Here is a 19441-nt window from a genome sequence, read left to right as displayed (position 1 = left end):
TCGTCTAAATAATTCAGAAACAGTCTTGATTCAGAAACAACTCGGGGCTGAATAAAACAGCCCCGGTCATTTAACGTTTTGCTTGAAGCCTCAACCTACGCGGTAGTTTGGCGCTTCCTTGGTGATCTGCACGTCGTGAACGTGGGATTCGGCCATGCCGGCACCGGTGATCCGCACAAACTCGGGCTTGGTGCGCATTTCTTCGATGTTGGCGCTGCCGGTGTAACCCATCGAGGAACGCAGACCGCCCATCAACTGGTGGATGATCGCGCTCAGGGTGCCCTTGTAAGGAACACGGCCTTCGATGCCTTCCGGAACCAGCTTCTCGGCGCCTGCCGAGGAGTCCTGGAAGTAACGGTCAGAAGAACCTTGAGCCTGGGACATGGCGCCCAGCGAACCCATGCCGCGATAAGCCTTGTACGAACGGCCCTGGAACAGTTCGATCTCACCCGGCGCTTCTTCGGTACCGGCGAACATCGAGCCCATCATCACGCAGGAAGCACCGGCCACGATGGCCTTGGACAGGTCACCGGAGAAACGGATGCCGCCGTCGGCGATCAACGGAACGCCAGTGCCTTCGAGGGCAGCGGCAACGTTGGCGATGGCACTGATTTGCGGAACGCCGACACCGGCGACGATACGGGTGGTGCAGATCGAGCCAGGGCCGATACCGACCTTGACGGCGTCGGCGCCAGCTTCGGCCAGAGCCTTGGCGGCTGCGCCGGTGGCGATGTTGCCACCGATTACCTGCACTTCAGGGAAGTTCTCTTTGACCCAGCGAACGCGGTCGATCACGCCCTTGGAGTGACCGTGCGCGGTGTCGACCACCACCACGTCCACACCGGCATGAACCAGAGCGGCAACGCGGTCACCGGTGTCTTTACCGGTACCGACCGCAGCGCCAACGCGCAGACGACCCTGGTCGTCCTTGCTGGCCAGCGGGTAGGCCTTGGCTTTTTCGATGTCTTTGACGGTCATCATGCCTTTGAGGGCAAACTTGTCGTCGACGATCAGGACTTTTTCCAGGCGGTGCTTGTGCAGCAGCTCGCGGACTTCGTTCTTGTCGGCGCCTTCGCGAACAGTGACCAGACGCTCTTTGGGCGTCATCACTTCACGAACGGTGGCATCCAGACGGGTTTCGAAACGTACGTCACGGGAAGTGACGATGCCGACCAGGTCGCCATCGTGCAGCACCGGAACGCCGGAAATGTTGTGCATGCGGGTCAGTTCGAACAGATCACGAACCGTGGCGTCAGCCTCGATGGTGATTGGATCCTTGACCACACCGGCTTCGAACTTCTTGACCTTGCGAACTTCGGCAGCTTGCTGCTCGATGGTCATGTTCTTGTGGATAATGCCGATGCCACCTTCCTGAGCCATGGCGATTGCCAGACGGGCTTCGGTGACGGTGTCCATGGCGGCAGAAACCAGAGGAATGTTCAGCTCGATGCCACGGGTAAGGCGGGTCTTCAGACTGACTTCGTTAGGAAGCACCTCGGAATAACCAGGCACTAAAAGAATGTCGTCGAAGGTCAGAGCTTCTTGGCTGATACGCAGCATCGCGGGGGCTCCCGAGCGGGAAAATGGAAGCGCGCCATTATACTCAGACACCCTACCGGGCTCAATGTAAAACTTGTCTTATATCAATGTTGCTGATGTACGGGAAAAACGCCCCTTACAACTCGACCTTGACCCAGCTCACCGGTTGATCCAGCCAGTCGGCGAATTCGTCGATGAAACTCTGCTTGAAACCCGCCTCCAGCCAGTTGTTGAAGATGAAACCGAGATTGGAAAACCCGCACTCCTGCAAATACAGAAAACCGTTGATGTCGTCCTCATGCCCGCATTCAGGGCAGGTGAAGTTATCGGTGCGGCCCGGCATCCAGTCTTCCAGGCTTTCGAACAACGCTTCGCCGATCTCCTGACGGCATTCGGCGCACCCGGCTTCTTCGAGAAAACCCTTGGCCGGGGTGTAGATGCAGCGCTTGGTGATGACTTCCAGCCCATTGATCGGCTCACCGAACGGCAGCGCCTCGGGATGCAACACCACCGCGCGCGCACCATCGGCGATGGCGTAGGCCATGCGATTGCCGGTACGTCCACAGGTGCTCAGCTCTTCCTTGACGATGTTCTTGCGCACCAGCCAGCGCAGGATCGCCCGGGCCCGGGGCTCGTGCACCGGCAGGTTGGAAATTTTCGGGACGATGATGCTTTGGGAATTCATGGTGCAAGCCTGCTGCGTCAAAGGATGTTCTGCGACGAACGCGGCCGGCAGCTTAATCCCTGACAAAATCCGGTCAAGTGCTTAAATAGCGGCCGATCAGCGCAATCCCGCTCGCCAGCACCAGCCAGGTCACCAGCCGCACGAAGGCCTCGCGGGACAGGCGCATGGTCAAGCGCCGTCCGACCCACAAGCCCAGCGCCATGGCCGGCAACAGGCACAGCGCAAGCATCAACAAGGGTAGCTCGGCATACACCCCGGCGATGGCGAACAGGCTCAAACGCACCACCGTGCTGCAACTGATCAGCGCACTTTGCGTGGCCCGCGCCGCGTCCTTGGGCAATCGACTGTTGAGGTAGATCGCATAAAGAAAGCCGCCGCTGCCAAACAATGCCCCGAACAGCCCGCCCACGGTGCCCATCGGCAACGCCCACCCAGCAGATAACTGCGCCGGCCGAGCCTTGATCCACAAGCTGTAGATCGCATAAGCACTGATGAACAATCCCATCAACAGCAACAGCAGATCGGACTTGAGGTTAAGCAGGAAAATCACCCCCAGCGTGCAGCCCACCGCCATGCACGGCAGCAGCCGCAGCAATTCCGGTTTCGCTACATCTCGCCGCGACGGCAGCAGATTGCCGAACGCCGCGACGAAATCCAGCAGCACCAGCAACGGCACGATCTTCGACAGCGGCATGAACAGAATCAGAATCGGCCCCGCCACCAGCGCCGTGCCAAAACCGGCAATCCCGAACACGATGTAGGCCAGCGCGATGGCCAATCCGATCACCACCCAGCCCTGGGCGCCCCACGACCATTCGCTCAACAACCCCGCCACGCTCATCCGTTCGCTTCCTTTATAAGCCTGCGATGACTTTAGCCAGCGCCGAGGGTTGCGACTAATATCTTCGAAACCGCCAAGCCATCTCGAAAAGGCATGCCTCGTGCTTTCAACCCGCCAATTGCGTTACTTCGTGGAAATCGCCGAGAGCGGCAGCTTCAGTGCCGCAGCCGAACGGCTGTTCATTGCTCAGTCGGCGCTGAGCCGGCAGATCAAGGACATGGAAACCCGCCTGCAAACGCCGCTGTTCGAACGCACCGCACGCCAACCCCGCCTCACCGCCGCTGGCGAAGCGTTCCTGCCCCGAGCGAGAAACCTGCTGAATGAATTGAACAAGGCAAGCACTTTGGCCACGGAAATTGGCCAAGGGCAGCGCGGTACTTTGCGCGTGTGTCACTCGAGTACCGTGCCGATCAGCGGCCGACTGTTGCGCGACATGAGCGCTTACCTGAAGCAGCAGCCCGGTATTTCGCTGGACATCGGCACGCTCTCCTCGGAAGCACAGCTTGAGGAACTGGCCGAGGGCCGCCTCGACATCGGCCTTCTGCGCCTGCCGGTGCTGCGCCAGCGCGAGGGCGTTCAGATTGTGCCGCTCTATACCGAACGCTTGCTGCTTGCTGTGCCGGCGGATCATCGACTGGCTTTGGCGGAGGCAGTCGACCTGGCGCAATTGAAGGACGAAGCATTCATTTCCATCCCGCACCCACAGCGCGGCGGGCTGAGTTATTTGTGCGCCGACCTGTGCATGCGTCACGGCTTTTTTCCTCAGCCTGCACGGGTGATGTCGCGCAAGACCACGCAATTGCAGTTGATCCAGGCCGGATTCGGCATCGCTCTGCTGCCGGAGTCGATGCAGGACATTGCGCCCGCCGGTGTGAGATTTCTGCCGCTGACCGGCGATTGCCAGAGCACCGTCGCCCTCGCTTCTCGGCAAAATCCCACACCTCTGGTGCGACACTTCCTCCAGACATTCACCGGCGAATGCCTTTAAACTGCGCCCCATGATTAAAGATCCCTTTGCAAGACTCGGCCTCGACCGCGAAGTCCTGACCGTCAGCCAGCTCAACGGCCGCGCGCGGGTGTTGCTCGAAGACGTGTTCAGCAACATCTGGGTCGAAGGCGAAATCTCCAACCTCGCCCGCCCGGCGTCTGGCCACGTGTATTTCACGCTCAAGGACAGCGGTGCGCAGGTGCGTTGCGCGCTGTTCCGCCAGAATGCCGCGCGGGTGCGTCAGGCGCTGAAGGACGGTCTGGCGGTCAAGGTGCGCGGCAAGGTCTCGCTGTTCGAAGGGCGTGGCGACTATCAGTTGATCCTCGACACCGTGGAGCCTGCCGGTGACGGTGCCCTGCGTCTGGCCTTCGATGCCTTGAAGGAAAAGCTCAGCGCCGAAGGCCTGTTCAGTGCCGAGCGCAAGGTGCCGCTGCCGGCGCATCCGCAGCGCATCGGCATCATCAGTTCTCCCACCGGTGCGGTCATTCGCGACATCATCAGCGTGTTCCGCCGCCGCGCGCCGCAGGTGCAACTGACGTTGATTCCGACCGCCGTTCAGGGCCGCGAAGCCACCGCGCAGATTGTCCGCGCCCTGAAACTGGCGGACGCCCGTGGCTTCGACGCGCTCATCCTGGCCCGTGGCGGCGGCTCGCTGGAAGACCTCTGGTGCTTCAACGAAGAAGCCGTGGCCCGGGCGGTAGATGCCTGCGTCACGCCGATCGTCAGCGCGGTAGGCCATGAAACCGATGTGTCGATCAGCGACTTCGTGGCTGACGTGCGCGCACCGACACCGTCCGCCGCGGCTGAACTGCTTGCCCCGGATTCCAGCCACCTGATCCGTCAGGTCGAAAGCCTGCATCGCCGGTTGGTGATGCGCATGCGTGACCGACTGATGCGCGATCGATTGCGCCTTGAAGGCATGACCCGCCGCTTGCGCCATCCCGGCGAGCGTCTGCGCCAGCAGGCACAACGTCTGGATGATCTGGACATGCGCATGCGCCGGGCGTTCGAGCGCCAGCTCAATACCCGTCGCGAACGCCTGATTCGTCTGGAAACCCGCCTCGCCGGGCAGCATCCGGGGCGCCAACTGGCCCTGTTGCGCCAGCGCCTCGACAGTCTCGCTGAACGCTTGCCACGCGCCATGAACGAAGGCCTTAAACGCCGTCGCCTGCTGCTGCAAAGCCAGATGCAGACCCTGCACGTGGTCAGCCCGCTGGCGACTCTCGGTCGTGGCTACAGCATTCTGCTGGATGAGCGCGGCAACGCGATCCGCAACGCCGCGCAGACTCACACCGGCCAGCGCCTCAAGGCCAGACTGGGCGAAGGCGAACTGCAAGTGCGCGTCGAGGACAATCACCTGACGCCCGTCACCCTTTCTTTACTGGACTGATCCATGCCGCGTTTTCTCGCTCCGCTGCTGTTGCTGTGCCTGACCTTCAACGCCCACGCCGACAGTTACATCACCCGCCTGCTGAACAAACCGGTGCCGGGCGGCGTGGCTGTCGTCGATCTGGGGACCGCTGCGCAAGCGCCGAAAGCCACGTATCAGGGCAAACCGGTGCTGGTGGTCAAGGAACAGAACAACTGGCTGGCGATTGTCGGCGTTCCGTTGACCGTCAAACCCGGCGTTCAGCAGATCAGCAGTGGCGGCCGTAATCTCAACTTCAATGTCGGCAACAAGAAATACCCGGAACAGCACATCACCCTGAAGAACACCCAGCAGGTCAATCCAAACCCGGCCAACCTCAAGCGCATCGAGGGCGAACTGGCCGAGCAGATCAAGGCCTATCGCAGTTTCAGCCCGAACACACCGAGCAACCTGCTGCTGGACAAACCGGTCAACGGACCGCTGTCGAGCAAGTTCGGCGTGCGCCGTTTCTTCAACGGTGAAGAGCGCAATCCGCACGCAGGCCTCGACTTCGCAGTGCCGGCCGGCACGCCGATCAAGACCCCGGCAGCGGGCAAGGTAATTCTGATCGGCAACTACTTCTTCAATGGCAACACAGTGTTCGTCGACCACGGCCAGGGCTTCATCAGCATGTTCTGCCATATGTCGAAGATTGATGTGCAGAACGGCCAGCAACTGGCGCGCGGTGCGGTGGTGGGCAAGGTTGGCGCTACAGGTAGGGCGACCGGGCCGCACATGCACTGGAACGTCAGCCTGAACGATGCGCGGGTCGATCCGGCGATTTTCATTGGGGCATTCCAGCCTTGATTTGTGGGTGAAGCGACTGGCCCCATCGCGAGCAAGGTCGCTCCCACAGGGATTGCGCACGACGAACGGACTGCGCAATCTCTGCAAACATTCACTTTGATTCAGAGAATAAAATCTCGGAAAAAACCACTTTCCGGGTATTCCTCTCAATTTTTTCCGACTGCTTGCCATCCTCATCCCTCGCGGTTAGGGTTGAGGGCATGAAAACCTCTCACACCCTCATTCAGCTTCGCCAGCACCGCAGCCTGTGCCTCGTCAGCGCACGACTGCCGGGCTGAATCGCTGCGCCTCGTCCCACGCTTTTCCAAGAACGTTCGTTCCACCGGCAGGCCGCCTCTTTTCGGCCCAGACAATAAGGAATTTCCCGATGAGCATGCTCAAAGACCCGTCTTCGAAATACCGCGCGTTTCCAGTGATCAACCTGCCGGATCGCACCTGGCCGTCGAAAACCATCGATGCCGCGCCGATCTGGTGCAGCTCCGACCTGCGTGACGGCAACCAGTCGCTGATCGAACCAATGGACGCGGTGAAAAAGCTGCGCTTCTGGAAAACCCTGGTGCAGGTGGGTGTGAAGGAAATCGAGGCGTCGTTCCCGGCCGCTTCGCAAACCGACTTCGACTTCGTGCGCACCTTGATCGAAGACGGCCACATCCCGGACGACACCACCATCCAGGTGCTGACCCAGGGCCGTGAAGACCTGATCGAGCGCACCTTCGAATCCCTGCGCGGGGCGAAGAAGGCAATCGTTCACCTGTACAACGCCACCTCCCCTTCTTTCCGTCGCATCGTCTTCAACCAGGACAAGGACGGGATCAAGGCCATCGCCGTGAACGCCGCCAAGCTGTTCGTCAAATACGCCGCCATGCAGCCGGACACCGAGTGGACCTTCGAGTACTCGCCGGAAACCTTCAGCGCCACCGAACTGGAATTTGCCAAGGAAGTCTGTGACGCGGTGATCGAGGTCTGGAACCCGACGCCTGAGCACAAGATCATCCTCAACCTGCCGGCCACCGTTGAATGCGCGACCCCGAACGTCTACGCAGACCAGATCGAGTGGTTCCACCGCAACATCAACCGTCGTGACAGCGTGATCATCAGCCTGCACACCCACAACGACCGCGGCACCGGCGTAGCCGCCACCGAGCTGGGCCTGATGGCCGGAGCCGACCGCGTCGAAGGCTGCCTGTTCGGCAACGGCGAGCGTACCGGCAACGTCGACCTCGTCACCGTGGCACTGAACATGTACACCCAGGGCCTCGACCCGCAACTGGACTTCTCGGACATCGACGGCGTGCGCAAGGTGGTCGAAGAGTGCAACCAGATCCAGGTTCACCCGCGCCACCCATACGTCGGCGACCTGGTGCACACCGCGTTCTCCGGCTCCCACCAGGACGCGATCCGCAAGGGCTTCGCCCAGCAGAAATCCGACGCACTGTGGGAAGTACCGTACCTGCCGATCGACCCGGCCGACATCGGCCGCAGCTACGAGGCGGTGATCCGCGTCAACAGTCAGTCGGGCAAGGGCGGCATCGCCTACTTGCTGGAGCAGGAATACGGCATCAGCCTGCCACGTCGCATGCAGATCGAATTCAGCCAGGTCGTGCAGCGTGAAACCGACCGCCTGGGTCTGGAAATGACTGCCCAGCAAATCCACGCGCTGTTGCACAGCGAATATCTGCAAGCCAACACCCCGTACGCGCTGGTCAGCCATCGCCTGCAGGAAGAAAACGGCAACAGCGCCGTCGAAGTGGAAGTGGCGAGCAAGGGTCAGGGCGAAACCAATCTGCACTGGCGCGGCAAGGGCAACGGCGCGCTGGAAGCGCTGGTGGCCGGTCTGCCGATTCCGGTGGAGATCATGGACTACAACGAACACGCCATTGGCGCGGGCACCAACGCCAAGGCGGCGGCCTACATCGAACTGCGTGTGAACGGCGAACGTGCGGTGCACGGCGTGGGCATCGATGAAAACATCACCACCGCCAGCTTCAAGGCCCTGTTCAGTGCGCTGAACCGCTCGCTGAGCCAGCCGGAAGCGAAAGCGGCGTAACTGACCGCTGCAATGCAAAAGGCCCCTGAGTGCGAACTCCGGGGCCTTTTTATTTTCTATCTGATCGTTCCCACGCTCTGCGTGGGAATGCAGCTCGTGACGCTCTGCGTCACTGGGACGCTCTGCGTCCCTTGAGGCATTCCCACGCGGACGGTTCGACGCCTCGACGTGGGAACGATCTAGGTGATCTGGGCTATCAAGTGAACTCGAAGGTGTCCGCGTCAAGATTCGCCGGAAACCGCTCGCGGTAAGCCGCCAGCGAAGCCGCTTCCAGAACCACCTTGAACACCCCGTCAGCCTCCCCCGCTGCCAGCAAACTCTCGCCCTGGAAATCCAGCACCTGACTGTCGCCGGTATACGCGAAACCCTTGCCATCGGTGCCAACGCGGTTGACCGCCGCCACATAGCAGAGGTTTTCGATCGCCCGGGCCGGCAGCAACCGGTTCCAGTGCTGACGCCGTGCGCCCGGCCAGTTGGCGGTGTACAGCAGCAGGTCAGTGTCCTGAGCGTCGCGACTCCACACCGGGAAGCGCAAGTCGTAGCAAATCAGCGGACGCACCCGCCAGCCCTTGAGTTCGAACTGCACCTGGCGCTCGCCGGGCGTGTAATGATTGTGCTCGCCGGCCATGCGGAACAGGTGGCGTTTGTCGTAATGCAGCACTTCGCCGTCCGGCCGCGCCCACAGCAAGCGGTTGCGGTGGCTGCCGTCGGCGGCCTGGATGATCACGCTGCCCGTGACGACTGCGTTCAGCTTCGCTGCCTGGGCCCGCAGCCATTTGCTGGTCGGGCCGTTTTCGGCTTCGGCCAGGGTTTCGGACGCCATGGAGAATCCGGTAGTGAACATTTCCGGCAGGATGATCAGATCCGCACCGCGCGCCTGCTCCAGCAACACATCGAAATGCTCGAGATTGGCCTGACGGTCATGCCAGGCCAGACTGGTCTGGATCAGCGCCAGATTGAGGTCGGGCAACGCACTCAGATCACGCATAGCTTGGCCGCCGCTTCCCGCAGCGTCTCCTCACGTTTGGCAAAGCACAGGCGCACCAGGCGCTGGCCTTCGGGTGGATTCTGGTAGAACACCGACACCGGAATACTCGCCACGCCATGCTCACGGGTCATCCACATCGCCATTTCGACATCGTTCAAATCAGGGCGAATTTGCGAGTATTCGACCAACTGGAAATAGGTGCCGGTGACACGGGTGAAACTGAATCGCGACGGCGCCAGCAGATCACAGAACAGATCACGCTTGGCCTGATAGAAGCCCGGCAGCTCTTCGACGTGTTCCGGATGCTCGGCCATGTAATCGGCCAAAGCAAACTGCAACGGGGTCACGCCGCAGAAACTGACGTACTGGTGCACCTTGCGCAGCTCCGCCGTCAGGGCCGGCGGCGCCACGACGTAACCGGTTTTCCAGCCGGTGACGTGATAGGTCTTGCCGAACGAGCTGACCACGAAGGCTCGCTGATACAGCTCTTCATGGGCCAGCACGCTGACGTGCGGCACGCCGTCAAACACCAGGTGTTCATAGACTTCGTCGCTGATCACGTAGATGTCGCGATCTCGGATCAACGCCGCCAACTGATCCAGCTCGGCGCGACTGATCAAGGCACCGCTCGGGTTGTGCGGGGTGTTGAGGATGATCATCCGCGTGCGCGGGCTCAGGGCTGCGCTGAGTTTGTCGAAATCGATGGAGAAATCTTTCAGCCCAAGTTGCACATGCACGCAGCGTCCGCCGGCCAACTCTACTGCGGGCTCATAGCTGTCGTAGGCCGGGTCGAACACGATGACTTCGTCGCCGCTGTGGATAACCGCCTGAATGGCACAGAAAATCGCCTGGGTCGCGCCGGGGGTCACGGTCACTTCGGTATCGGCATCGACGCTGGCGCCATAACTGCGGGCGATTTTCGCCGCGATCTGCTGGCGCAGCGCCGGCAGGCCGGTCATCGGCGAATACTGGTTATGGCCACTGGCGATGTGTCGACCGACCGCGTCGCGCAGTGCCTGCGGGCCGTCGAAATCGGGAAAACCCTGGGAAAGGTTGATCGCTCCGGTCTGCGCCGCGAGCTGAGACATCTGCGTGAAAATAGTGATGCCGACATTCGGCAGCTTGCTGGTGATCATCGGGAGCCCCTTGCAGGTGAGCTGCAAGTTTCAAGCTGCAAGCGACAAGTTTCAAGCATCAATCCATCGCCCACAAAAAAGGGCTCTGAACAGAGCCCTTCTTTGCTTCCACGCTTTAACTTGAAGCTTGCAGCTCGAAACCCGCAGCTGCTCTTTTTACTTCTTGTCGCGGCGCTTCTTGCTGGCTTTCTTGTTGTGCGACATCAAACGACGCTTCTTGTTGACCTGGCGGTCGGTCAGCGTGTTCTTGTTGCCTTCGTACGGGTTCTCGCCGCCCTTGAACTCGATACGGATCGGCGTACCGACCAGTTTGAGTACACGGCGGTAAGTGTTTTCCAGATAGCGCACGTACGACTTCGGCACTTTCTCGATCTGGTTGCCGTGGATCACGATGATCGGCGGGTTCGCACCACCCAGGTGAGCGTAACGCAGCTTGATCCGGCGGCTGTTGACCATCGGCGGCTGGTGTTCGCTGACCGCGTCTTCAAGAATCTGCGTCAGGCGGCTGGTCGGCCAGCGGGTGACCGCGGACTTGAACGAGTTCTGCACCGAGGCGTAAAGGTTGCCCACGCCAGTACCGTGCAGTGCCGAGATGAAGTGGATGTCGGCGAAGTCAACGAAGAACAACCGACGCTGCAGCTCGACCTTCACGAAGTCGCGCTCGCTTGGCGTCATGCCGTCCCACTTGTTGATCGCGATCACCAGCGCACGACCTGCTTCAAGGGCGAAGCCCAGCAGGTTGAGGTCGTGATCGACCACGCCTTCGCGGGCGTCCATCACGAAGATCACCACGTTGGCGTCTTTGATCGCCTGCAAGGTTTTGACCACGGAGAATTTTTCGACTTCTTCGTGGATCTTGCCGCGCTTGCGTACACCGGCGGTGTCGATCAGCGTGTACTTCTCGTCGTTACGCTCGAACGGGATGTAGATACTGTCGCGGGTGGTGCCGGGCTGGTCGTAGACGATTACCCGGTCTTCACCGAGCATGCGGTTGACCAGGGTCGACTTGCCGACGTTCGGCCGGCCGATGATGGCGATCTTGATCCCGTCTTTTTCGCTCGGGCCAGGAATGCGCTTGGCTTCCTCGCCTTCGGCGACCACTTCTTCCTCTTCACCTTCGGCCGGCTCGTCATCATCGCGCGGGAAGTCGCTCAGGGCGGCTTCCAGCAATTGCGTGATGCCGCGACCGTGGGCGCCGGCGATCGGGATCGCGTGGCCCATGCCCAGCGGGGCGAATTCGGCGCGGGCCATTTCCGGGTCGATGTTGTCGACCTTGTTGGCGACCACGTGGGAACGCTTGTTACGTTTGCGCAAGTGTTCGGCGATCATCTGGTCGGCGGCGGTGAAACCGGCCTTGGCATCTACCAGGAACAGAACGACATCCGCTTCTTCGATGGCCAGCAGCGACTGCTCGGCCATTTTTTCGTCCATACCATGCTCGTCACCGGAGATACCGCCGGTGTCGATCAGAATGTAGGAACGCCCTTGCCACTTGGCCTCACCGTACTGGCGATCACGGGTCAGACCGGACAAGTCGCCGACGATGGCGTCGCGAGTCCTGGTCAGGCGGTTGAACAAGGTGGACTTGCCGACGTTCGGTCGGCCCACCAGGGCGATTACGGGAACCATGCGGCTCTCCACTTCGTTATTTCAGAAAATACAAAAGCCGCTGCGAGGCAGCGGCTGGTGCTCGGGGCAACGCCAGAAAGCGCTGCAAGCCCCGTGGATCCGGGGCCGCCTGGGGGTTTAACCCCAAGCATAGTTGTTACTTGATGGTCAGGGCTTCCAGTTTGCCGCTGTTGCCATACACGTAAATCGTGTCACCCACCACCAGCGGACGGGCACGCAGGCCGTCGCTGTCGATGCGCTCGCGGCCGACGAAACGACCGTCCACCTGACTCAGCAGGTGCAGGTAACCTTCCAGGTCACCGACTGCAACGTAGCTGGAGAACACTTCCGGCGCCGACAGTTGACGGCGGGCCAGCGAGTCGTTGCTCCACAGGGCTGTGGTGGAACGCTCGTCGACGCCTTCAACGGTGCCCGACGACAGGCTTACGTAGACGTTGCCGAAACCCTGGGCAACACCGGCGTAGCTCGACGCGTCGCGCTGCCAGAGTTGACGGCCGCTTTCCAGATCCAGTGCCGCGACGCGACCCTGATAGCTGGCAACGTACAGGGTACCGCCGGACAGCAGCAGACCGCCGTCGATGTCGACCACGCGCTCCAGTTCCGAACGACCTTGTGGAATCGCGATCCGCTGTTCCCAGACCGGCACGCCGTTGGAAATGTCGAGAGCGACCACTTTACCGGTCGACAGGCCAGCCACCGCGAGGCGGTTGGTGACGATCGGTGCGCTGGTGCCGCGCAGGGTTAGTACGGCCGGGGTGCTGTCATACACCCAGCGCTGGTTGCCGGTGGACGCGTCCAGGCCGATCAGACGATCGTCCTGGGTCTGTACCACTACCACGTCACCGTTGTTGGCCGGTGGCGCGAGAACTTCGCTGTTGACGCGCGAGCGCCACTTCTCTTCGCCGTTGATGGCGTCGAGGGCAACGACTTCACCGCGCAGGGTGCCGACCATGACCAGACCGTAACCCACGCCAACGGCGCCGGACACAGGCAGTTCAAGGTCTTTCTTCCATTTCACGTCGCCGTTGCCGCGATCCAGGCCCATCACGATACCGGTCACGTCGGCCGCGTAGATGGTGTCACCGTCGATCGCCGGCACCAGCATGTTGTAGGTTTCGCCCTGACCGTCACCGATCGAGCGGCTCCACTGCTTGTGCAGGACCACTTCTTCTTTGAAGTCGGTCAGCTCGGCCGGTGGCAGTTCTTTTTTGCTGTTGCTGCTGCAACCCGCGGCCAGAATGGCCAGAGCCAGCAATGCTGCATGCTTCCAACGGATCACGTCACGCATCCCCTTTGGCCAGGTCGTCCAGCTTGATTTGAAGGCCACCGACCGCCGCTTCATCCGACAGTGCCGCCTTGGCTTTTTGATACGCCGCGTTCGCTTCGTCGGTACGGCCCAGCTGTACCAGCAGGTCGCCCTTGAGTTCTTCGCGAGTGGCCAGGAACGACTTGTCGGCATCGCCTTCGAGCAGTTTCAGGGCTTCGTCGGCCTTGTTCTGTGCGCCCAGTACCTGCGCCAGACGCTGACGGGCGATTTCGCCCAGCGCCGGGTTGGCCGGTTTGGCAACGATGGCCTTGAGTTCGGTCGCCGCGTCGTCCAGCTTGCCGCTGTCGACAGCTACCTTGGCCACGAACAGGCTGCCGTACTGCGCGTAGGCAGAACCGCCGAATTCGCTGTTGAGCTTGCCGGCCAGATCCGCAACACGCGCGGCGTCAGGCTTGCCATCCGGGGTCAGCGTGGTTTCCAGCAATTGCTGATAGAGCACCGAGGCGCCTTGCGACTGGTTGCTCTGATACTTGTGATAAGCCTGCCAGCCGAACACGATGACCAGCGCCAACAGGCCGCCGGTGACCAGAGGTTTGCCGTTGCGTGTCCACCAGTCCTTCAAATCCGCCAACTGTTCGTCTTCGGTACTCGACACCCCAATACTCCTTAATCGCTAAATCGGCTGTTTGGACAGCTTCAACCCTGCACGACGCAGGTGGCCAGGTGTGCAGCGAGCGCATCCCAGGCAATGCTTTGTTGTTCGCCCTGGCCACGCAGGGGTTTGAAACCTACCACTTGCTGGGCCATTTCGTCGTCACCGAGGATCAGTGCGTACAGCGCACCGCTCTTGTCGGCTTTCTTGAACTGGCTCTTGAAGCTGCCGGCGCCGGCATTGACTTGCAGGCGCAGGTTGGGCAGTTGGTCGCGTACCCGCTCGGCCAGGGCCAGACCGGCCAGCTCCGCTTCTTCGCCGAAGGCGCAGAGATAGACGTCAACCTGACGGGAGATTTCTTCCGGGATCTGCTCCAGGGTTTCCAGCAGCAGCACCAGACGCTCGATGCCCATGGCGAAACCGACGCCCGGGGTCGGCTTGCCGCCCATCTGCTCGACCAGACCGTCATAGCGCCCACCCGCGCAGACGGTGCCCTGGGCGCCGAGCTTGTCGGTGACCCATTCGAATACGGTTTTGCTGTAGTAATCCAAACCACGCACCAGCTTCGGGTTGAGCACGTAAGGAATGCCGACGGCATCCAGACGGGCCTTCAGGCCTTCGAAGTGGGCACGGGATTCGTCATCCAGGTAGTCGGCCATTTTCGGCGCATCGACCAGCACGGCCTGGGTGTCGGCATTTTTGGTGTCGAGCACCCGCAGCGGGTTGGTCTTCAGGCGACGCTGGCTGTCTTCGTCCAGTTTGTCGTGGTGCGCCGAGAGATACTCGACCAGCGCTTCACGATAACGGCCGCGGGACTCGCTGGTGCCGAGGCTGTTGAGCTCGAGCTTGACCGCATCGCGGATGCCCAACTCGCCCCACAGGCGCCAGGTCATGATGATCAGCTCGGCGTCGATGTCCGGACCGTCGAGGTTGAACACCTCCAGACCGATCTGGTGGAACTGGCGATAACGGCCTTTCTGCGGACGCTCGTGACGGAACATCGGGCCGATGTACCAGAGTTTCTGCACCTGGCCACCGCCGGTGATGCCGTGCTCGAGCACCGCACGCACGCACGCGGCCGTGCCTTCCGGACGCAGGGTCAGCGAGTCGCCGTTGCGGTCTTCGAAGGTGTACATCTCTTTTTCGACGATGTCGGTCACTTCACCGATCGAGCGCTTGAACAGCTCGGTGAACTCGACGATCGGCATGCGGATCTGCTTGTAACCGTAGTTATCCAGCAGACGCGAAACGGTGCCTTCGAAATAGCGCCATACCGGCGTCTGTTCCGGCAGGATGTCGTTCATGCCACGAATGGCTTGCAGAGACTTGCTCACAGAAATTCCTTAATTCGTTCGATCAGCCGCGCGCGATAACCGCTGCGTCAGCTTCGACCTTCTCGGCCGCTTTCTCGCGGATCAGCTTTTCCAGCTCGTCCACCAGATTGTCATTCGTCAGTTTCTGCGACGGCTTGCCGTCGATGTAAATCAGGTTTGGCGTGCCGCCGGTCAAGCCGATATGGGCTTCCTTGGCTTCGCCGGGGCCGTTGACCACGCAACCGATCACCGCGACATCCAGCGGCACCAGCAGGTCTTCAAGGCGCCCTTCCAGCTCGTTCATGGTCTTGACCACATCGAAGTTCTGCCGCGAGCAGCTCGGGCAGGCGATGAAGTTGATGCCACGGGAACGCAGATGCAAAGACTTGAGAATGTCGTAACCGACCTTCACTTCCTCGACCGGGTCGGCCGCCAGCGAGATGCGGATAGTATCGCCAATCCCCTCGGCGAGCAGCATACCTAGGCCCACGGCGGATTTCACTGTACCGGAGCGCAATCCACCGGCTTCGGTGATGCCCAGGTGCAGCGGCTGGACGATTTCCTTGGCCAGCAGGCGGTAGGCTTCAACGGCCATGAACACGTCAGAAGCCTTCACACTGACCTTGAAGTCCTGGAAATTCAGGCGTTCGAGGTGTTCGACGTGACGCAGGGCGGACTCGACCAGCGCAGCTGGCGTCGGCTCGCCGTATTTCTTTTGCAGGTCTTTTTCCAGGGAGCCGGCGTTGACGCCGATGCGGATCGGGATCCCGCGGTCACGGGCGGCATCGACCACCGCACGCACACGGTCTTCGCGACCGATGTTGCCCGGGTTGATGCGCAGGCAGTCCACACCCAGTTCGGCCACGCGCAGAGCGATCTTGTAGTCGAAATGGATATCGGCAACCAACGGCACCTTGACCAGTTGCTTGATCTTGCCGAACGCCTCGGCGGCGTCCATGTCCGGTACCGAAACGCGGACGATGTCGACGCCGGCGGCTTCCAGACGGTTGATCTGCGCGACGGTGGCAGCGACGTCATTGGTGTCGCTGTTGGTCATGCTCTGCACAGCGATAGGGGCATCGCCGCCCACGGGCACGTTACCGACCCAGATCTTGCGCGATTCGCGACGTTTGATTGGAGATTCGCCGTGCATGACTTATTGACCCAACTTCAGGCGAGCGGTCTCGCCACTGGTGAACGGAGCGACATCGACCGGCTGGCCGTTGTAGCTGACCTGCGCGCCACGGGCAACGCCCAGACGCACGGCAAACGGAGGCTTGCCGACGACAGACAGGCTGTCGCCCTTACGCTTGAGGCCGCTGTACAGCACTTTGCCGCTGCCATCGGTCACTTGAGTCCAGCAATCGGCGATGAACTGCACCTGAACCTGGCCTTGACCTGCAACCGGAGCTACGGGCGCTGTCGGCGCGGGTGCCGCGACGGCCGGAGCTGCCGGGGCAGCAACGGTCGGTGCAGGCGTGGCCGGAGCGGCAGGTGCCGGATTTGCAGGAGCAGCAACCACAGGCGCTGGCGTATGAGCCGGTGCAGCCGGAGTAGCGGCTGGCGCAGCGGGTGCCGGAGCAACCGGTGCGGTGGCTGGAGCTGCGGCCTCGGTCTCGGCGCCGGTCGATTCAGCCGTGGATTCCGATTGAGGCAGTGCCAGAGCGGTTGAGCCCTCGGCTTCGCCTTCCGCGACGGCCTGGTCTTCCGGCTCGTCCAGCGGATGAATCTGGGTGGTGCCGTCGGCGCCTTCGACTTCGACATGCTCCGGCGCCAGGCCGATCAGGTCCTTGGTACGCAACGAGGTCTGATCCTGCCACCAGACGAAACCGCCGCCGATGACCGCAATCAGCAGCAACAGGCTGACGATACGCAAAATGGTATGGGAAACCCGTACCGGCTCTTCAATACGACCCAGAGCGTGGACGTTGCTGCCTTGGGAGTCAGTGCCGGTGGACTGGTCGAATTGCTGGACCAGAACGGTCTGATCCATGCCGAGCAATTTGGCGTACGCGCGAATGTAGCCGCGAGCGAAGGTATGCCCGGGCAACTTGTCGAATGCGCCGGCTTCAAGATTGCTCAGGGAAGTCACGGTGAGGTTGAGCTTGAGGGCCACTTCGGCCAGCGACCAGCCATTGCTTTCGCGGGCCTGGCGCAGGGTCTCACCGGGGTTAACGCGATTCGCTGCTACAACTTCGGGATGCGCCGCTTTCATCATTGCTCCGACAGGTATTGCTGATATTCCGGCGTACCGGGATAGAGTCGTTTTAATTGCAGGCCCGCACTGGCGGCCTTGTCGCGATCTTCAAATACTTTTGCCAACCGAACGGCGAGCAACAGACTACGTGCATTTTGCTCGGAGAGCTGGCTGAAACGGTCGTAATAGTCACGCGCGGGCACATAATGCCTGTCTTCGAATGACAACTCAGCCATTTCCAGCAATGCCCGTGGCTGCTGACGGTTCAAACGCAGTGCTTTTTCCAGCTGCTGCTGCGCCAGATCACGCTGTCCGAGCTTCGCCGCCGTCATGCCGAGGTTCTCGAACACCCGCGAACGCTCAGGATACAGGGTATCGGCGGCCGCCTGTTCAAAACGCTCGTAGGCTTCCTTGTAACGCTGTTCTTCGTAGAGAAAACTGCCGTAGTTGTTGAGGATGCGCGCATCGGCGGGACGGGAGGACAAGGCTTTGCGAAAGTGTTCGTCAGCAAGCGCAGGTTCCATTTCGGCCTGGAACACCAGCCCCAGCGCGGCATTGGCGTCGGGATCCGAACCGTCCAGCTCCAGGGCTTTCTTCAGTGGAACCTTGGCCCGTTCGGTCATGCCCTGCTGCAAGTATCCCAGCCCCAGCTGCACGTAGGCAGCCCGCGCTTCGTCACGGCCCTTGCTGGTCTTCATCGGGTTGTAATCGCCCGACAGGACACAACCAGCACACAGGCTGGCCAACAGCAACAGCAGCGCAAAGCGCAGGGACATAGAGATCCTCTCTTAGTTAGTGTTCGCGGCGTTCTGTGCCAGATCGCTGTCGGCGCTCAACTCACGCACGGCGATGTAACGTTCGCTGCGACGGGTGCGATCCAGCACCTGCCCTACCAATTGACCACAAGCCGCGTCGATGTCTTCACCACGGGTGGTGCGCACGGTGACGTTGAAACCGGCCTGGTGAAGCTGATCCTGGAACCGGCGGATGGCGTTGTTGCTCGGCCGCTCGTACCCGGAATGCGGGAACGGGTTGAACGGAATCAGGTTGATCTTGCATGGAATATCTTTGAGCAGCTCGATCATTTCCACGGCGTGCTCAAGCTTGTCGTTGACGTCCTTGAGCAAGGTGTACTCGATGGTCAGCACACGTTTCTCGCCAAGGGCGGACATGTAGCGCTGGCACGACTCGAGCAGCATCTTAAGCGGATATTTCTTGTTGATCGGCACCAATTGGTTACGCAATGCGTCATTCGGTGCGTGCAGGGACAACGCCAGGGATACGTCGATGTGCTTGGCCAGCTCATCGATCATCGGCACCACACCCGACGTGGACAGGGTCACGCGGCGCTTGGAGATCCCGTAGCCCAGGTCATCCATCATCAGATGCATGGCGGCCACGACGTTATCGAAGTTCAGCAGCGGTTCGCCCATGCCCATCATCACCACGTTGGTGATGGCGCGGTCGATGGTAGCCGGAACACTGCCGAAGGATTTGTTGGCAATCCACACCTGACCGATGACTTCGGCGGCGGTGAGGTTGCTGTTGAAGCCTTGCTTGCCGGTGGAGCAGAAACTGCAGTCCAGGGCACAGCCTGCCTGGGACGAAACGCACAGAGTGCCGCGTTTGCCCTGGGGAATGTAAACGGTCTCGACACAGCTGCCGGACGCCACGCGCACCACCCACTTACGGGTGCCGTCGCTGGAAATGTCCTCGCTGACCACTTCGGGACCACGGACCTCAGCAACAGCCTTGAGCTTTTCGCGCAAGGCCTTGCTGACGTTCGTCATGGCGTCGAAATCATCGACGCCAAAGTGGTGAATCCATTTCATTACCTGACCGGCACGGAAACGCTTCTCCCCGATTGAGTCGAAGAATTTTTCCATTTCCGGCTGGGTCAGACCCAGCAGGTTGGTTTTAACAGTCGATGTCGTCATGGATTCA

The 19441-nt window shown here is 61.0% G+C and carries 17 protein-coding genes; 4 read left to right on the top strand and 13 right to left on the bottom strand.

Features of this window, described 5'->3' with window-relative positions:
• Positions 1–90: 90 nt before the first annotated feature.
• From guaB to ACM6JM_RS12930, 3 genes are all read right to left on the bottom strand, one after another.
• Positions 91–1560, bottom strand: a complete 1470-nt coding sequence (gene guaB, locus ACM6JM_RS12940) for an IMP dehydrogenase (protein ID WP_085649329.1) — start codon at positions 1558–1560, stop codon at positions 91–93.
• 115 nt (positions 1561–1675) lie between these two features.
• Positions 1676–2224, bottom strand: coding sequence for a hypothetical protein (locus ACM6JM_RS12935; RefSeq protein WP_011335799.1), 549 nt, complete (start codon positions 2222–2224; stop codon positions 1676–1678).
• Between the two features lie 73 nt (positions 2225–2297).
• Positions 2298–3065 carry a sulfite exporter TauE/SafE family protein gene (locus tag ACM6JM_RS12930; protein WP_074691031.1) on the bottom strand — a complete coding sequence of 256 codons (768 nt, stop codon included), beginning with the start codon at positions 3063–3065 and terminating at the stop codon, positions 2298–2300.
• A gap of 100 nt (positions 3066–3165) precedes the next feature.
• Here ACM6JM_RS12930 and ACM6JM_RS12925 point away from each other — a divergent pair, with 100 nt between their 5' ends.
• The 4 genes from ACM6JM_RS12925 (at position 3166) to leuA (ending at position 8315) form a co-directional block, all read left to right on the top strand.
• Positions 3166–4053, top strand: coding sequence for a LysR family transcriptional regulator (locus ACM6JM_RS12925; protein ID WP_414882015.1), 888 nt, complete (start codon positions 3166–3168; stop codon positions 4051–4053).
• 10 nt (positions 4054–4063) lie between these two features.
• Positions 4064–5443: an exodeoxyribonuclease VII large subunit gene (xseA, locus tag ACM6JM_RS12920; RefSeq protein ID WP_039765738.1), complete on the top strand. Its 1380-nt coding sequence runs from the start codon at positions 4064–4066 to the stop codon at positions 5441–5443.
• Positions 5444–5446: 3 nt separating this feature from the next.
• Positions 5447–6268: a peptidoglycan DD-metalloendopeptidase family protein gene (locus ACM6JM_RS12915; RefSeq protein ID WP_039765736.1), complete on the top strand. Its 822-nt coding sequence runs from the start codon at positions 5447–5449 to the stop codon at positions 6266–6268.
• 367 nt (positions 6269–6635) lie between these two features.
• The gene (leuA, locus tag ACM6JM_RS12910; RefSeq protein WP_007956672.1) at positions 6636–8315 is read left to right on the top strand and encodes a 2-isopropylmalate synthase; all 1680 of its coding nucleotides are present in this window, start codon (positions 6636–6638) and stop codon (positions 8313–8315) included.
• 196 nt (positions 8316–8511) lie between these two features.
• On the opposite strand, the gene ACM6JM_RS12905 is transcribed toward leuA, so the two are convergent.
• The 10 genes from ACM6JM_RS12905 to rlmN form a co-directional block, all read right to left on the bottom strand.
• The gene (locus ACM6JM_RS12905; RefSeq protein WP_039766189.1) at positions 8512–9303 is read right to left on the bottom strand and encodes an amidohydrolase; all 792 of its coding nucleotides are present in this window, start codon (positions 9301–9303) and stop codon (positions 8512–8514) included.
• Positions 9291–10439 carry a pyridoxal phosphate-dependent aminotransferase gene (locus ACM6JM_RS12900; protein WP_414882014.1) on the bottom strand — a complete coding sequence of 383 codons (1149 nt, stop codon included), beginning with the start codon at positions 10437–10439 and terminating at the stop codon, positions 9291–9293. Before ACM6JM_RS12900 ends, ACM6JM_RS12905 begins: the two co-directional genes overlap by 13 nt.
• A gap of 156 nt (positions 10440–10595) precedes the next feature.
• Entirely contained in the window at positions 10596–12068 is a 1473-nt protein-coding gene (der, locus tag ACM6JM_RS12895; RefSeq protein ID WP_007956675.1) for a ribosome biogenesis GTPase Der, read from the bottom strand.
• A 136-nt stretch (positions 12069–12204) separates the two neighbouring features.
• On the bottom strand, positions 12205–13356 hold the full coding sequence (gene bamB, locus ACM6JM_RS12890; protein WP_039765728.1) for an outer membrane protein assembly factor BamB: 1152 nt from the start codon (positions 13354–13356) through the stop codon (positions 12205–12207).
• Positions 13349–13990, bottom strand: a complete 642-nt coding sequence (locus tag ACM6JM_RS12885) for a tetratricopeptide repeat protein (protein ID WP_011335807.1) — start codon at positions 13988–13990, stop codon at positions 13349–13351. Before ACM6JM_RS12885 ends, bamB begins: the two co-directional genes overlap by 8 nt.
• A gap of 41 nt (positions 13991–14031) precedes the next feature.
• Entirely contained in the window at positions 14032–15321 is a 1290-nt protein-coding gene (gene hisS / locus ACM6JM_RS12880; RefSeq protein WP_064383908.1) for a histidine--tRNA ligase, read from the bottom strand.
• A 22-nt stretch (positions 15322–15343) separates the two neighbouring features.
• Positions 15344–16453 (bottom strand): flavodoxin-dependent (E)-4-hydroxy-3-methylbut-2-enyl-diphosphate synthase, encoded by a 1110-nt coding sequence (gene ispG / locus ACM6JM_RS12875; protein ID WP_007956680.1) that lies wholly within the window; start codon positions 16451–16453, stop codon positions 15344–15346.
• A gap of 3 nt (positions 16454–16456) precedes the next feature.
• Positions 16457–17515: a RodZ domain-containing protein gene (locus tag ACM6JM_RS12870; protein ID WP_074691026.1), complete on the bottom strand. Its 1059-nt coding sequence runs from the start codon at positions 17513–17515 to the stop codon at positions 16457–16459.
• A complete protein-coding gene (pilW, locus tag ACM6JM_RS12865; RefSeq protein ID WP_007956682.1) occupies positions 17515–18273 on the bottom strand; it encodes a type IV pilus biogenesis/stability protein PilW in 759 nt (252 codons plus the stop codon). Before pilW ends, ACM6JM_RS12870 begins: the two co-directional genes overlap by 1 nt.
• Before the next feature lie 12 nt (positions 18274–18285).
• Positions 18286–19434: a 23S rRNA (adenine(2503)-C(2))-methyltransferase RlmN gene (rlmN, locus tag ACM6JM_RS12860; protein WP_007964428.1), complete on the bottom strand. Its 1149-nt coding sequence runs from the start codon at positions 19432–19434 to the stop codon at positions 18286–18288.
• Between the last annotated feature and the right edge of the window lie 7 nt (positions 19435–19441).

Source organism: Pseudomonas sp. IT-P2 (assembly GCF_949767575.1).
Classification (GTDB): Bacteria; Pseudomonadota; Gammaproteobacteria; order Pseudomonadales; family Pseudomonadaceae; genus Aquipseudomonas; species Aquipseudomonas pharyngis.
The sequence above is the reverse complement of the archived record's forward strand: the minus strand, read 5'-3'. Positions and strand labels throughout refer to the sequence as shown.